Origin of the sequence: Streptomyces sp. DH24 (assembly GCF_029813775.1) — a bacterium.
Lineage (GTDB): Bacteria > Actinomycetota > Actinomycetes > Streptomycetales > Streptomycetaceae > Streptomyces.
On record NZ_JARVKW010000022.1, the window covers coordinates 109,004 to 123,236 of the forward strand.

Consider the following 14,233-nt stretch of genomic DNA (forward strand, 5'->3'; position numbering starts at 1 on the left):
GGCGTCCGCCTCAGGCGGCGAGGTCGCGCTCCTCGGAGCCGGGGAGGCGGCCCGCCGTGGCGCCCGGGACCACCGTGTCGTGGCCGTCGGGCGTGCGGCGGGCGGTGATCAGCCGTCCGGCGCGCGGGGACCGCTCGATCGTCCTGGTCAGCGGCGTCAGCAGCGCCATGGCGACCGGCGAGAGCAGCAGCGCGGCGGCCGTGCCGAGCGCGAAACCGCCGACGACGTCCGTCGGGTAGTGCACGCCCATGTAGACGCGGCAGAAGCCTTCGAGGAGCGCCAGGCCGATGCCGACGAGGCCGAACTTCCGGTTGGCGACGAACAGGGCGACGGCCATGGCCATGGTGATGGTGGCGTGGTCGCTGACGAACGAGAAGTCGGTCTTGCCGGGCTGGAGGACCTCAAGGCCCTGGTGGACACGGAACGGGCGGGGCCGCTCCACGAACCCGCGTATCGGCACGTTCACCAGGACGGCGACGCCCGCCGCGAGCGGGGCCCACGCCAGCGCCGCCACCGACGGAGCGGCTTCCGCGCCGCCCCGGCGCCGCACGGTCCACCAGCACCCCAGCACGAGCAGCACCATCGCCAGCAGCAGCCCGTACTCACCGACGTACTGCATGACCCGGTCGAACCAGGGTGGTGCGGCCTTGGCCAGGCCGTTGATGTCGTAGAGCAGCTCAACGTCGGGGTTCGACCCGGATGCGGCGAGTCCAGCCATGATGCTGCGGCCCCTTCGTCGTCTTCGTTCCCCGGCGCACACCTGTGTGCGCCGCTTGCCACCCCCGTGGTCTGTGGATCCGCCACCGACGTGCGTCCGCGCGGTCGTCCGGATACGTCATCAGGAACGCACGGCTCCCGTTAATACGTTCCACACTCCACCGAATGATCACTCAGACGTTATCGAAGAGAGACTCATCATCGCAGCTCAGGGGGTGGCTTCACGCTCGGTTCACACCGTGGTGGGGAGCGCTTTCGCGCCATCTTCGGTGACCCGAGTGGCGCCGAAGTAGTCGGGGGTGTCGATCGGGTCGAAGCGGATCACGGCACCCGGACGGGGCGCGTTGATCATGTATCCGCCACCGACGTAGATGCCGACGTGCCGGATGGCGCGGGAGTTGGTGAGGTCGTCCGAGAAGAACACCAGATCACCGGGGAGCAGCTCGTCCCGGTTGGGGTGCGGCCCGGCGTTGTACTGGTCGTTGGCGACCCGCGGCAGCGTGATGCCGACGCTCTCGTAGGCGGCCTTGGTCAGACCCGAGCAGTCGAAGCGTCCGCCCTGCTCAGCGGTGCCGTTGCCGCCCCAGAGGTAGAGCGTGCCGAGCTTCTTCTGGGCGTAGGCGATGGCGCCGGCGGCCTGCTCGGAGGGGTCGACGCGGCTGACCGGAGCGGCGAAGCTCTCGGCCAGCGTGGTGATCCTCCTGACGTAGTTCTGCGTCTCCTTGTACGGCGGCACGCCCCCGTACTTGATGACCGCGTAGGCGCCCGCGTTGTAGGACGCCAGCATGTTCTCGGTCGCGTTCCCGGGGACGTCCTTGACGTACTTCGCGAGTTCGCAGTCATAGGACGCGGCCGACGGAATCGCGTCATTCGGGTCCCAGACGTCGCGGTCTCCGTCGCCGTCGCCGTCGATGCCGTGCGTGGCCCAGGTGCCCGGGATGAACTGGGCGATGCCCTGGGCCTGCGCCGGGCTCTGCGCGCCCGGGTTGAAGCCGCTCTCCTGGTAGAGCTGGGCGGCGAGCAGCGCGGGGTTGATGGCGGGGCAGAGGTTCCCCCACCGCTGCACGAGCTTCTGGTACGCGGCGGGCACCGATCCCTTGGCGAGCTGCTTGCCCGCGCCGCCGACGCCGCCGACCAGGTTCCCCGCGACGACGTAGACCCCGACGACGAGGAGCATCACGAAGGCGAGTGCCGAACCGATGGCAGCGATCCCCACGATCCACGCCTTACGCACCGTCAACCGCCCCTCGCCGCGCACGAGTCCGTCGCCGGAATCAGTGTAGAGGCGGGGAACCCGCCGTGGGGTGATCACTCAGGGTCGGCGAAATCCCTCCCCCGCGCTTCCCGGCCGACCGCCGGGCCGCCAGCCCGCCAGCCCGCCGGCCCGCCCGGAGCCCTGCTCGGCGCGCGTGCCCCGCCGTCCCGTGGCAGCCTTCACCCGGGGAGCACCGTCGCGAAACTCACCCGACCGGCCGTCAGAAACCCTGCCCAGTCGCGAAAGGGCCCAACGACGGAACCACACGACAGGTTCCGCCCAGGCCTCATTGCCCGGCGTGACCTGCCGTGATACACAGAGTGACGATACGACTCCTCACCCACCGCTCCACACCCCAGGACAGGGCCCGCGTGGAGCGGCGGCAAGGTATTCGTACGAAACCTGCCAACCAATGACGCCAAGTCGACATGCGACGGCGGATTTGTCGGCGACAATGGGGCCTGACCTCTGCGCACCGCAGGGGAGATCAGCGGAACTACCCACCAGGGGCGGTGACTTACATGCTCTTTGCGGCCGACGAGGGAGACATCAACACCATCATCGGCGGGATCGCTCCGGACTGGGGCCCCTTCGGCAGCCTGGGCAACGAGGCCAAGGTCATGATCGAAGTGGTCATGGCGGTCGCCATCCTCATCTGCCTCGGCATCGCCATCTGGGGCGCCGCCAAGCAGCGCATCGGCGCCACCGCGCTCCGCGACACGTTCAGCGCCGAGCAGGGCAAGGGCCTCATCATCGCGGGCCTGACCGGTGTGTTCATCATCGGCTCACTCGGCACGCTCTTCACCATCGTGTACGGCATGGCCGTGTAGCGACGGCACGTCCGGTTCCTCCTCCCACCCCACACGCCCGTCGTGCCACCGACTGAGGTTGCGTCTCCCTGATGCCGAGTCACCACACCGCGCCCGCGCAGGACCCAGCGCGGCTACCGTCGTACCGCGAGGGATTCCCGCACGAGGTGTATCCGTTCGACGTCGAGGGGGCGTACGCGGCATGAGTCCCGGTGACGAGCACGAGGCCTCCGGCGGTTACGGCGGCACGGGCCAGACACGCACCCGGCTGCCCGACGCGGGCGGCGACGTCTACGGCGGCGCCCGGCGGGGCGGCCGGTCGTCGTCCCGCAGCATGGTGACGGTCGTCGGCGTGATCGCCCTCCTCATCGCGGCGATCGCCTTCGCGAACCGCGGAGGAGACGATTCCGCCCCGAGCGAGACAACGGCCGACAAACCGGAAGCCGCCTCGACGGCACCTTCCGGCCAACGTCCGGTGGAGTCGAAGAACGGCGGGATTCCATCGGGGTTCTCGCGTGACGGGCGGGGGGCGGAGAGCGCGGGGGCGAACTATGCGGTCGCGCTGGTTTCCGCCGACATGCTGAAGCCCGCTCGGCGGACCGAGATCATCCGGCAGGTCTTCGTCGCCGACAAGCAGGCCGCGCTGGAGGACAGGTTCAGCAAGGCGTACACCAAGGAGTTCCTGAACAACATCGGCCTGGACGAGAACGGCAACGCCGCCGCGGGCCGTACCTACGTGTCCCGCACCATGCCGATCGGCACCAAGGTCACGAACTACTCCGATGCTGCCGCGACCGTCGAGGTGTGGTGCACCGGGGTGTTCGGGACCGCGGGTGAGGATTCGACCAACCCGGTCAGCAGTGACTGGTTCACCATGACGCTGCGGCTTCGCTGGGCAGACAGTGACTGGAAGGTCGACAGCTTCTCCCAGAAGGAGGGCCCGGCGCCCGTCCCGGGCGACAACAAGGCATCCAGCGCCGACGAGATGGCCAAGGCCGTCGAGCAGTACGGAGGGTTTACGTATGCCCGGTAGCCCGCGCCGCGTCCTCAAGATCGCCGCTGCCGTCACTGCCGTACAGGTCACTGCCGTACTGCTGGCCACCCGAGCCGCCGCAGCACCGACGCCCTCACCCTCACCGACTCCGTCGGACGACAACTGCGACCTCATCGTCGGCCCCGCCAAGGACTACTGCGAAAGCGAAGGCGGCGGCAGTCGGGGGCCCGGGGCCACCTCGCTCGACCCCACCGGCACCGTCGACCCCCTGTCCTCCCTCGCCAAGGGCTGTGCCGACGCCGCCGCCTGGACCGTCGACAAGCTCAGTGCCGCCGTCGAGGACACCGCGGACGTCGACTTCACCAACCCGACGTTCCTCCAGCAGTACGCCGTCGTGTTCGCCGCGTCGACGATCCTGACGCTGCTGCTGTGGCTGCTGGCCGTCGCCAAGCGGGCGGTGCGCGGCGTGCCGCTCACCACGGCGCTGTCGGAGGCCGTCGGCTTCCTGTGGCTCACCGTCCTGGCCTCCGCCTTCACGCCCCTGATCCTGTACACGATCGTGTCGGCGACCGACGGTGTCACCGAGGTCCTCGCCAAGGCGACCGGCGAGCAGACGGACACGTTCTTCGGGACGTTCTCCGCCGCCCTGAAGAAGGGCGAGGACATCGGCGGCGGCCCGATCATGCTCATCGTCGTGTCGCTGGTGTCGATCGTCGCCGCCGGCGTCCTGTGGCTGGAACTCGTCATCCGCGCCGCCCTGCTCTACGTCGGCGCCCTGCTCGGCACCGTCGTCTACGCCGGGCTCGTCGACAAGAACCTGTGGGGCCACGTACGGCGCTGGGCCGGGATCATGATCGCCGTCATCCTCGTCAAGCCCGTCATCGTCATCGTGCTCGGCCTGGCCGGGGCGCTGTCCGCCGACGACGGGCCCGACGCCTTCTCCGCCGTCGTCTCGGGCCTGGCCATCATCCTGCTGGCCATCTTCGCGTCCGCGATGATCTACCGCTTCGTCCCCGGCTTCGGCGACGAGATCGCCGGCTCGCGCAACAACCGCCTGATGCAGGGCGCCGAGAACAAGGCCGCCGCCGTCATCAGCTCCCCGGCGACCCTCGTCGCCCAGGGCATCAAGACGCACAGCTCCCGCGCGGACAACAACGGCCAGGCGAACTCGTCCACGCCCCGCCAGGCCAACCCGGCCTCCAGCGGCGTCGCCGCGCACAGCTCCCGCGCCTCGAACGGCGGCGGCTCCGTCCCCTCCGCCGCACCCGCGCCCCGCCAGGCCAGCCCGGCGAACACCCCGCACGCCAGCAACACCCGCAACAGCAGTACCAACCGCACGGGAGGTGAAGGGCGTTGACGACCGAGTCCCACGTGTCCCATCCGGTCACGCCCCGCCGCACGTATCTGATCGGCCGCGCCCGGCCGAACGGCATCGTCGGCCGCAACCGCGAGTCCGGCGAGATCGCCCTGATCATCGCGGGCGCGTTCCTCGGCATGATGTGCGGGCTCCTCGTCCCCGTCCTGTCCCTGCGCATCGTGCTCCTGATGGGGTTCCCGATGCTCGCGCTCGCCGCGGTCTACGTGCCGTACAAGCGCCGCACGTTCTACAAGTGGTACGAGATCAACCGCAGCTACAAGCGGACCCTCCGGCAGGGCGCGACGTACCGTTCCTCCGTCATGGAGGCCGGCACCCGGCTCGACGGGCGGGAGGTGGAGGTCGGCCCGCCGCCCGGCATCGGCCGCATCACCTGGCTGTCCGCGCCGTTCGGGCCGGACGAGATCGCCGTCCTGCTGCACGCGGACCGCAAGACCGTGACGGCCGCCATCGAGATCGAGGGCCCCGGCGTCGGCCTGCGCGACTCCGAGGACCAGGAGGCGCTCGTCGACCGGTTCGGCACGCTCCTGAAGCACGTGGCGAACGGCGACGGCTTCGTCACCCGCATCCAGATGCTCGCCCGCACCCTGCCCGCCGACCCGGACGCCCACGCCAAGGACGTCGCCGTCCGCGGCGACGACCGGGCCCCGGCGTGGCTCCAGCAGTCGTACGACCAGCTCCAGTCGATGGTGTCGACCAGCAGCGAGCAGCACCGCGCGTACCTCGTCGCCTGCATGCACTACACGCGCGAGCTCGCCGCCGAGGGCCAGGCCATGGCCCGGGCCGCCCGGCCGCTGGGCGGCCGCAAGCTCGACCGGGACGCCGGTCTCGCGGTCGTCATGGCCCGCGAGCTGACCGACATCTGCTCGCGGCTGCAGGAGGCCGACATCCGGGTCCGCCAGCCGCTCGGCCAGGGCCGTCTTGCCTCCCTCATCCACTCGATGTACGACCCGGACCACCCGATCGACCACATCCAGGCGATGTCGCAGCGCAACGCCTGGCCGGCCGAACTCGACGCCATGGAGCCCACCTACCTCCAGGCGAAGACCCGGGAGTCCGCCACCCGCGCCCCCTGGTGCCACGCCACCGCCTGGGTCAAGGAGTGGCCGATGACCCCGGTCGGGGTCAACTTCCTCGCACCGCTGCTGGTGCACACGCCGGACGTGATCCGCACCGTGGCCGTGACGATGGACCTGGAGCCCACCGAGGTCGCCATCGAACGCATGCTGACGGAGAAGACGAACGACGAGGCCGAGGCGTCCCGCGCCGCCAAGATGAACCGCACCGTCGACCCCCGTGACATCGCCGCCCACAACCGCCTCGACCAGCGCGGCGAGGACCTCGCGAGCGGCGCGGCGGGCGTCAACCTCGTCGGCTACATCACCGTCTCCTCCCGCTCCCCCGAGGCCCTGGCCCGCGACAAGCGGACCATCCGGGCGTCGGCCGGGAAGTCGTACCTGAAGCTGGAGTGGTGCGACCGCGAGCACCACCGCGCCTTCGTGAACACGCTTCCGTTCGCCACCGGCATTCGAAGGTAGGGGCTGAGGAACACATGCGGGATCCGCTGTCCGTCCTCACGGACGCCTTCACGTCCTTCCTGTTCGGGAAGGTCGAGACGACCAGACTGCCGGTGCGCACCTCGACGGGTCAGGCCCAGGCGGTCTACCTGCCGACGGCGGCCCCCGGCCTGGGCGACTCGGGCGTCATCATCGGCCGCGAGGTCTACTCCGGGAAGGGCTACATCTACGACCCCTTCCAGCTGTACGGCCAGCAGCTCCCCGCCCCGCACTGGCTCGTCCTCGGCGAGTCCGGCAACGGCAAGTCGGCCCTGGAGAAGACGTACGTCCTGCGCCAGCTCCGCTTCAAGGACCGCCAGGTCGTCGTCCTGGACGCGCAGGGCGAGGACGGCGTCGGCGAGTGGAACCTCATCGCGCAGGAGCTCGGCATAACGCCGATCCGGCTGGACCCGACGGCCGCCCTGGACCACGGCATCCGCCTCAACCCGCTCGACCCGGCGATCACGACGACCGGCCAGCTCGCGCTGCTGCGCACCATCATCGAGGTCGCGATGGGGCACGGCCTGGACGAGCGCTCGGGCTTCGCCCTCAAGGTCGCGCACGCCTACGTCAACGAGACCATCGTCGACCGCCAGCCGGTCCTCACCGACATCGTCGAGCAACTGCGGCACCCGGAACCGGAGTCCGCCGAGGCGATGAACGTCGACATAGACGACGTACGCGCGTGGGGCCTGGACGTGGCGCTGGTGCTGGACCGGCTCGTCGATGGTGACCTGCGCGGCATGTTCGACGGCCCCACGACGGTCGGCATCGACCTGGACGCGCCGCTGATCGTGTTCGACCTGTCCCACATCGACCGCAACTCCATCGCCATGCCGATCCTCATGGCGATCGTCGGCGTGTGGCTGGAGCACACCTGGATCCGCCCCGACCGGAAGAAGCGCATCTTCCTGGTCGAGGAGGCCTGGCACATCATCAACAGCCCGTTCGTGGCACAGCTGTTCCAGCGGCTGCTGAAGTTCGGGCGCCGCCTCGGCCTGTCGTTCGTCGCCGTCGTGCACCATCTGTCCGACGTGGTCGACGGCGCGGCGGCGAAGGAGGCCGCGGCGATCCTGAAGATGGCGTCGACCCGGACGATCTACGCCCAGAAGGCCGACGAGGCACGGGCCACCGGCCGGGTGCTCGGCCTGCCCCGCTGGGCCGTGGAGATCATCCCGTCGCTGACCCCGGGCATCGCCGTCTGGGACGTCAACGGCAACGTCCAGGTCGTCAAACACCTGATCACCGAGGCCGAACGCCCCCTGGTCTTCACCGACCGGGCGATGACCGAGTCGTCGGACGACCACCTGACGGACGACGCCCTGCGCGCCGCCGAACGGGAGGCCGAGGAGCGGGCGGCGGCCTTCGTGGAGCAGCACATCGGCGACTCCGAATCGACGGTGGCGTAGGGGGAGGACGGACGTGAGACCGGACGATCACCGAGACCGGCGACGGGACGGCCAGGGCGGCATCCCCGACGGCCTGCTGATCGGCATCCTGGCGTTCCTCCTCGGCATGACCCTGCTGGTGTGGACGGCCACCGGTCTGGCCGGGCTGTTCGCCCACGGCGCCTGGCCCGACGGCGTCACGTTCACCCGTACGCCCCTGGCCATGCGCCGGTTGATCGGCGAGCCGCACGACCTCGCGGGCGCCTGGCCGGACACCCCGGCGGCCCAGCTGTCGGGATACGGCCTGTTCTGGGGGCTGTTCATCGGCGAGCTGATGGTGCTGTTCGTGCTGACGGTGTTCGCGGTGGGCACGTGGGCGCGCTGGAAGGCCGTACGGCTGCGCAGGCGCGCGGAGCGGACGGCAGCGCCGGCGCCGGCCCCGCGGGAGACCGCCATCGCGGGCCCGCAGCAGCCACCGGTCCACCCGGAGACGGCCACCGCGGCCCTCACCCCGGCCGTGGAGCAGTCCCCCACCCCGGCCGTGGAGCAGGCCCCCGCCCCCGCCCCGCACGAGCTGCCCACCCCGCGCACGGCCCCCGGTCCCGCCCCCGCCCAGCCGTCGCCGGTCGAGCACACCCCGGCCCCCCTGTTCGCGGCGGCCACCGCGCCCCACCCCGCGGCGCCCTCCTTCGACGCCGCATCCGGCACCGGCCGGGAGAACGTCCTCGTGGGCCCGAAGGACGCCCGCCGCGCGACCGCCACCACCGCCGTGCACGACGCGGTCGGCCCCGCCCTCGTCGTCACCTCGAACGCCGCCCTCTGGGAGGACACCAAGGACGCCCGCACCAAACTGGGCCCCGTCCTCCTCTACGACCCCACCCACCTCTGCGACACCCCGGCCCGCCTCCACTGGTCGCCCACGGCGGGCTGCGAGAACAAGCAGACGGCAGCCGCCCGCGCCGCCGCGCTCCTCGCCCCCGTCCGCCCCACCGCCAAGATCGACCAGGCAGTGAGCGACACCGCCGAAACCCTGCTGCGCTGCCATCTGCACGCCGCCGCCGTCGACGGCCGCACCGTCCGGCACGTCCACCGCTGGGCGCAGGGCACGCAGGTGCAGGACGCCGTACGCATCCTCCGCACCAACCCCAAGGCGGCACCGGGCTCCGCCGGCGAACTGGAGGCCGCGCTCACCGCGCACCCCGAACGCCGCGACATCGCCCAGGAACTGACGAGCCGTGCCCTGGGCGCCCTCTTCACGGTCAACGTCCGCGAGGCGTGCAATCCCAACCGAAGTGATGCCCTCGCCCTGGATTCCTTCGTCCACGAAGGGGGCACGCTTTATGTGGTGGGTGAATCCATCGAGGACCCCAGGACGAACCCGGGCGCGATGCCGCTCCTGACGGCGCTCGTCGCAAGCGTGGTCGAGCACGGCCGGCGCATGGCCGAACGGTCATCCTCCGGTCGGCTCGACCCACCACTCACCCTCGTCCTCGACGACGTGGCCGCCGTCGCTCCCCTCCCCCAGCTCCCGGAGCTGCTGGCCGACGGCACGGACCGCGGCATGCCGACTCTGGCGCTGCTGCGCTCCCGCGAACAGGGCCGCGCCCGCTGGCCGCACCACGACCTGCCCGTGTGACGCCCACGCCCGGGATCACCCCCGTTCGAGGACGAACTCCAGCTCCCGCTCCCCGTCGGCCTGCGGCAGCGACACGACCACACCGCTCGGCACGAAACCCGCCTTGCGGTAGAAGCGCTGCGCCCGCTCGTTGTCCTCGTGCACGATGAGCCGCACCCGCTCCGCGCCGCGCCCCCACGCCCACTCCAGACCGGCGTCGAACAGCGCCTGGATCAGCCCGGTCCCCCGGTGCTCGGGCCGCACGAACACGCCCACCACGTGCCCCTGCCGCCGCTCGACGGCATGCCCGGCCCAGTCCGTCGTCCCGGCCTCCTCCAGCAGCACCGTCACCGTCCCGGCCCAGCTCCCGTCCGGCGCCTCGCCGATGAACTGCCGCACCCCGGTCGACCCCTCGCCCGACCCGGCCGCCCGGTCCTGCCAGAACGCGTCGGCCTTGGCCGCGGCCTGCTCGTACGTCTCCAGGAAGGCCAGGTGCGCGACCGGATCGCGCAGCGCGGCCAAGCGCAGCTCCTTCACGGCACGCCACTCGTCGGCTCGTACGGAGCGGATCACATAGTCCCCGGGGGTCGTCGTACTCATGCCGGCCACCGTAGTACCGGGGTACCACCGCGCTCACCTGGAATACGGCCCACGGCCCGACGCCCGACGCCCCCGCACGGCCGAGCATCGAAGCATGATTACGGCTCAGGGACTCACCAAACGCTACGGCGACAAGACCGTCGTCACCGACCTGTCGTTCACCGTGCGGCCCGGCACCGTCACCGGTTTCCTCGGCCCGAACGGCGCCGGCAAGTCCACGACGATGCGGATGATCCTCGGCCTGGACGCCCCCACCCGCGGCCACGCCACCGTCGGCGGCCGGGCCTACGCCGGCCACCCCGCGCCCCTCACCGAGGTCGGCGCCCTGCTGGAGGCCCGCTCGGTCCACCCCGGCCGCACGGCCCACCACCATCTGCGCGCCCTCGCCCTCACCCACGGCATCCCGCGTAGCCGGGTCGAACACGTCCTGGGTCTCACCGGGCTGACCGAGGTGGCCGGCCGGCGGGTCAAGGGCTTCTCCCTCGGCATGGGCCAGCGGCTCGGCATCGCGGCGGCCCTGCTCGGCGACCCGGCCACCGTGGTCCTCGACGAGCCGGTCAACGGCCTCGACCCGGAGGGCGTGCTGTGGATCCGCACCCTGCTGAAGTCGCTGGCCGCCGAGGGCCGTACCGTCTTCGTCTCCTCGCACCTGATGAGCGAGATGGCCCTGACGGCCGAGCACCTGGTCATCATCGGCCGCGGCCGGCTGCTCGCCGACACGACGGTCGCCGACTTCGTCCGGCAGTCCGGCGCGGGCACGGTCAGGGTCGTCACTCCCGAGGCCGACGCCCTGGTCCGGCTGCTCACCGCGTCCGGCGCCGACATCACCTCCGAGGCACCCGGGACGCTCCGGGTCGCGGGACCGGACGCCGAGCACATCGGACGCACCGCCGCGGCCCACGGCATCCCCCTCTTCGAACTCACCCCCGGCAGAGCGTCCTTGGAGGAGGCCTTCATGGAGCTCACGCGCGACGACGTGGAGTTCACCGCGACCCTGGAAGGAGCCGCAGCATGAGCACCACCGTCCCGGCCCCGGGCCCGTACCGCGTGACCCCGGCGCGAGTCCTGCGCTCCGAATGGCACAAGCTGTGGACACTGCGCTCCACCTGGATCACCCTCGTCGCGACGAGCGTCCTGACCGTCGCGATGGGCACGGGCGTCAGCGCGGCGTACGACGGCGGCGAGGAACAGCTGGACACGGTCGTCCTGGTGCTCCTCGGCATGCAGTTCGCGCAGATCAACCTGGGCGTGCTGGGCATCCTGGCGACGGCCGGCGAGTACTCGACGGGTCAGATCCGGGCCACGATGACGGCCGTGCCGCGCCGCCTGCCCGTGCTGTGGTCCAAGGCGGCGGTCCTGGCCGCGGTCGCCTTCCCGCTCACCCTGTGGACCAACCTGCTCACTTTCCCTCTGGCCCAGTCCTTCCTCTCCGGCACCGACAAGGCAGCCTCCCTCGGCGACGACGGAATCCTGCGCGCCCTCGTCGGCAACGCGGCGGGCCTCGCGCTGCTCACCGTCCTCGCCCTCGGCATCGGCGCGCTGGCCCGTTCCGTCCCGATCGCCACGGGCGCCTTCATCGGCCTGGTGATGATCGTCCCGGAGGTCCTCGCGATGCTGCCGTACGAGATCGTCGACGACGCCGTCCGGTACTTCCCCGGCACGGCCCTGCAGACCCTCACCACCGCCGCACCGCTCCCGGGCGCCGTCTCGTGGGGCGCGGCACTGCTGGCGATGGTCCTGTGGGCGGCGGCGGCCCTGGCACTGGCCGCGGTCTCACTGAGGCGCCGGGACGTATGAGGTTCTCCCCGGCGGCCGCACACTCCACCATGGAGCCCGTGACGCAGGAACGGGCGGCCGAACCCCTCACCGAACACGTCCAGCGCATCAACCGGCGGGTGCGCGCCTTCGACAGGCGCCACCCGCTGCTGTGGGACGTGCACTTCACGGGCTTCTGGGTGACGGCCGCGCTCATGGACTACGCCGGTGGCGGCTGGCGCAACAACGCGCACGACCTGGGCCTGCCCGGCTGGCTCGTCCTCGCCCTGAGCCTCGGCCTCTCGGTGCCGCTGCTCTGGCGGCGCCGTCATCCCGCGGCCGTGCTGCTCGCCATGGCGCCCGTCGCCCTGCTCAACGCGTGGACCGGCGCCGCGCTCCAAGCGGCGCTGCTCCAGCTGTGCGTCGTCTACCACATCGCCCTGAGCCGCCGCCTGCGCTCGCTGTGGTGGGCGTCGGCCCTGCCGCTCGCGCCGGTCGTCGTGTCGGTGGCCCGGTACGGGGAGGGCACCTGGGACCAGCAGATCGGCTCCCAGCTGATGTCGGTCGCGGTGGCCGCCCTGATCGGCGTCACGGTCCGCACCCGCCGGAACTACACCGAGGCCCTGGAGGACCGCGCCCGCCGCCTGGAGACCGAACGCGACCAGCAGGCCCAGCTCGCCACCGCCGCCGAACGCGCCCGCATCGCCCGCGAGATGCACGACATCATCGGCCACCACCTCTCCGTCATCACGGGCCTCGCCGACGGCGGCAAGTACGCGGCCGCCAGGGCGCCCGAGCGCGCCGCCCAGGCCCTGGCCGCCATCGGCACCACCAGCCGCCAGGCCATGAGCGAACTCCGCCGCCTCCTGGACGTCCTGCGCGAGGAGGAGGAGAACGACCCGGCCACGCTGACACCGCAGCCCACCCTCACGGACCTGCACCAGCTCCTCGCCGGCGTGCGGTCGGCGGGCCTCCCCGTCACGGCCGCGGTCCACGGCGACCCCGCCCTCCCCCCGGGCCGGCAGCTCGCCGTGTACCGCGTCGTCCAGGAGGCCCTCACCAACACCCTCAGGCACGGCGGCCCCGACGCGACGGCCGACGTCGTGCTCTCCTACGGCCCCGGCGGCGCCGTCACCGTCACGGTCACCGACACCGGCCGCGGCGGCCCGCCCGTCACCGCGTCCGACGGCCGCGGACTGCCGGGAATGCGCGAGCGTACGGCCCTGTACGGCGGCACACTTGAGGCCGGCCCCCGCCCCGCCCCGGAACAGGGCTGGCGCGTCCACCTTCACCTACCGGAGGAACCCCCGCAGTGACCACGGTCCTGATCGCCGACGACCAGCCCTTGCAGCGCTTCGGTTTCCGGATGCTTCTGGAGAGCCAGGACGACATGACGGTGGTGGGTGAGGCGACCAACGGCAGCGAAGCGGTCCGGATGACGGCGCAACTCCGCCCCGACGTGGTTCTGATGGACGTCCGCATGCCCGGCCTGGACGGCATCGAGGCCACCCGCCGCATCGCCGCGGCGGGCAACCGCACCCGGGTCCTCATCCTCACGACCTTCGACCTCGACGAGTACGCCTACTCGGGGCTCAGGGCCGGGGCTTCCGGCTTCCTGGTGAAGGACGCCCAGCCCGAGGAGCTGCTGTCCGGCATCCGCGCGGTGGCGACGGGCGACGCGGTGGTGGCCCCCGGTCTCACACGCCGGCTCCTGGACGCCTACGCCCATCACCTGCCGGCGGGCCCTCACGACGCTTCCGGCGACGCGGCCGAGGACCCGCGTCTCGCGTCCCTGACCGAGCGCGAACGGGAGATCCTCACAGTCATCGGCAAGGGCTGGACGAACATGGAGATCGCCGCCCGCCTCCACCTCGCCGAGTCGACGGTGAAGACCCACGTGGGCCGCGTCCTCGCGAAAACGGGTTCACGGGACCGTATTCAGGCGGTGATTCTTGCCTACGACACGAAACTGGTGCACCCGTCCTGAAAAGACCGGGAAAAACAGAAAGGCCCACACCGTGAGGTGTGGGCCTTTTCCCAATAATTGTTCGGCGGTGTCCTACTCTCCCACAGGGTCCCCCCTGCAGTACCATCGGCGCTGTAAGGCTTAGCTTCCGGGTTCGGAATGTAACCGGGCGTTTCCCCTACGCTATGACCACCGAAACACTA

The 14,233-nt window shown here is 71.3% G+C and carries 13 protein-coding genes and 1 rRNA gene; 10 read left to right on the forward strand and 4 right to left on the reverse strand.

Annotated features, from left to right (window positions below; translation table 11 throughout):
• Positions 1-10: 10 nt before the first annotated feature.
• Together QC282_RS19395 and QC282_RS19400 are read right to left on the reverse strand one after the other, a co-directional pair.
• The gene (locus QC282_RS19395; protein ID WP_279550753.1) at positions 11-718 is read right to left on the reverse strand and encodes a phosphatase PAP2 family protein; all 708 of its coding nucleotides are present in this window, start codon (positions 716-718) and stop codon (positions 11-13) included.
• Between the two features lie 231 nt (positions 719-949).
• Positions 950-1,957 carry a bifunctional lytic transglycosylase/C40 family peptidase gene (locus QC282_RS19400; RefSeq protein WP_279550754.1) on the reverse strand — a complete coding sequence of 336 codons (1,008 nt, stop codon included), beginning with the start codon at positions 1,955-1,957 and terminating at the stop codon, positions 950-952.
• Between the two features lie 536 nt (positions 1,958-2,493).
• On the opposite strand from QC282_RS19400, the gene QC282_RS19405 reads away from it, so the two are divergent.
• From QC282_RS19405 to QC282_RS19430, 6 genes are all read left to right on the forward strand, one after another.
• Positions 2,494-2,802 carry a hypothetical protein gene (locus QC282_RS19405; RefSeq protein ID WP_006136301.1) on the forward strand — a complete coding sequence of 103 codons (309 nt, stop codon included), beginning with the start codon at positions 2,494-2,496 and terminating at the stop codon, positions 2,800-2,802.
• Between the two features lie 181 nt (positions 2,803-2,983).
• Positions 2,984-3,814: a hypothetical protein gene (locus QC282_RS19410; RefSeq protein WP_279550755.1), complete on the forward strand. Its 831-nt coding sequence runs from the start codon at positions 2,984-2,986 to the stop codon at positions 3,812-3,814.
• Entirely contained in the window at positions 3,804-5,132 is a 1,329-nt protein-coding gene (locus QC282_RS19415) for a hypothetical protein (protein ID WP_279550756.1), read from the forward strand. Before QC282_RS19410 ends, QC282_RS19415 begins: the two co-directional genes overlap by 11 nt.
• The gene (locus QC282_RS19420) at positions 5,129-6,688 is read left to right on the forward strand and encodes an SCO6880 family protein (RefSeq protein ID WP_279550757.1); all 1,560 of its coding nucleotides are present in this window, start codon (positions 5,129-5,131) and stop codon (positions 6,686-6,688) included. Before QC282_RS19415 ends, QC282_RS19420 begins: the two co-directional genes overlap by 4 nt.
• 14 nt (positions 6,689-6,702) lie before the next feature.
• Complete coding sequence (locus QC282_RS19425) at positions 6,703-8,115, forward strand: ATP-binding protein (protein WP_279550758.1); 1,413 nt, start codon at positions 6,703-6,705, stop codon at positions 8,113-8,115.
• A gap of 13 nt (positions 8,116-8,128) precedes the next feature.
• Entirely contained in the window at positions 8,129-9,730 is a 1,602-nt protein-coding gene (locus QC282_RS19430) for a type VI secretion protein (RefSeq protein WP_279550759.1), read from the forward strand.
• A gap of 15 nt (positions 9,731-9,745) precedes the next feature.
• Here the strand turns inward: QC282_RS19430 and QC282_RS19435 are convergent, their stop codons facing one another.
• A complete protein-coding gene (locus QC282_RS19435) occupies positions 9,746-10,309 on the reverse strand; it encodes a GNAT family N-acetyltransferase (protein ID WP_279550760.1) in 564 nt (187 codons plus the stop codon).
• Positions 10,310-10,403: 94 nt separating this feature from the next.
• Between QC282_RS19435 and QC282_RS19440 the strand changes: the two genes are divergently transcribed.
• The 4 genes from QC282_RS19440 to QC282_RS19455 are packed head-to-tail and all read left to right on the forward strand — an operon-like array spanning position 10,404 to position 14,051.
• Positions 10,404-11,324: an ATP-binding cassette domain-containing protein gene (locus QC282_RS19440; protein ID WP_279550761.1), complete on the forward strand. Its 921-nt coding sequence runs from the start codon at positions 10,404-10,406 to the stop codon at positions 11,322-11,324.
• Complete coding sequence (locus QC282_RS19445) at positions 11,321-12,106, forward strand: ABC transporter permease (protein WP_279550762.1); 786 nt, start codon at positions 11,321-11,323, stop codon at positions 12,104-12,106. Before QC282_RS19440 ends, QC282_RS19445 begins: the two co-directional genes overlap by 4 nt.
• A gap of 29 nt (positions 12,107-12,135) precedes the next feature.
• Entirely contained in the window at positions 12,136-13,380 is a 1,245-nt protein-coding gene (locus QC282_RS19450) for a sensor histidine kinase (protein WP_279550768.1), read from the forward strand.
• Positions 13,377-14,051 carry a response regulator transcription factor gene (locus QC282_RS19455; RefSeq protein WP_279550763.1) on the forward strand — a complete coding sequence of 225 codons (675 nt, stop codon included), beginning with the start codon at positions 13,377-13,379 and terminating at the stop codon, positions 14,049-14,051. The genes QC282_RS19450 and QC282_RS19455 overlap by 4 nt, the downstream gene beginning before the upstream one ends.
• Positions 14,052-14,110: 59 nt before the next feature.
• Here QC282_RS19455 and rrf read toward each other — a convergent pair.
• Positions 14,111-14,227: ribosomal RNA gene (gene rrf / locus QC282_RS19460) — 5S ribosomal RNA — on the reverse strand.
• Positions 14,228-14,233 lie beyond the last annotated feature (6 nt).

What these genes read in the sequence shown, in the direction of transcription:
- QC282_RS19395 (WP_279550753.1), bottom strand. Translation starts at nt 718, where the DNA reads ATGGCTGGACTCGCCGCATCCGGGTCGAACCCCGACGTTGAGCTGCTC.
- QC282_RS19405 (WP_006136301.1), top strand. Translation starts at nt 2,494, where the DNA reads ATGCTCTTTGCGGCCGACGAGGGAGACATCAACACCATCATCGGCGGG.
- QC282_RS19410 (WP_279550755.1), top strand. Translation starts at nt 2,984, where the DNA reads ATGAGTCCCGGTGACGAGCACGAGGCCTCCGGCGGTTACGGCGGCACG.
- QC282_RS19415 (WP_279550756.1), top strand. Translation starts at nt 3,804, where the DNA reads ATGCCCGGTAGCCCGCGCCGCGTCCTCAAGATCGCCGCTGCCGTCACT.
- QC282_RS19425 (WP_279550758.1), top strand. Translation starts at nt 6,703, where the DNA reads ATGCGGGATCCGCTGTCCGTCCTCACGGACGCCTTCACGTCCTTCCTG.
- QC282_RS19435 (WP_279550760.1), bottom strand. Translation starts at nt 10,309, where the DNA reads ATGAGTACGACGACCCCCGGGGACTATGTGATCCGCTCCGTACGAGCC.
- QC282_RS19440 (WP_279550761.1), top strand. Translation starts at nt 10,404, where the DNA reads ATGATTACGGCTCAGGGACTCACCAAACGCTACGGCGACAAGACCGTC.
- QC282_RS19445 (WP_279550762.1), top strand. Translation starts at nt 11,321, where the DNA reads ATGAGCACCACCGTCCCGGCCCCGGGCCCGTACCGCGTGACCCCGGCG.
- QC282_RS19450 (WP_279550768.1), top strand. Translation starts at nt 12,136, where the DNA reads ATGGAGCCCGTGACGCAGGAACGGGCGGCCGAACCCCTCACCGAACAC.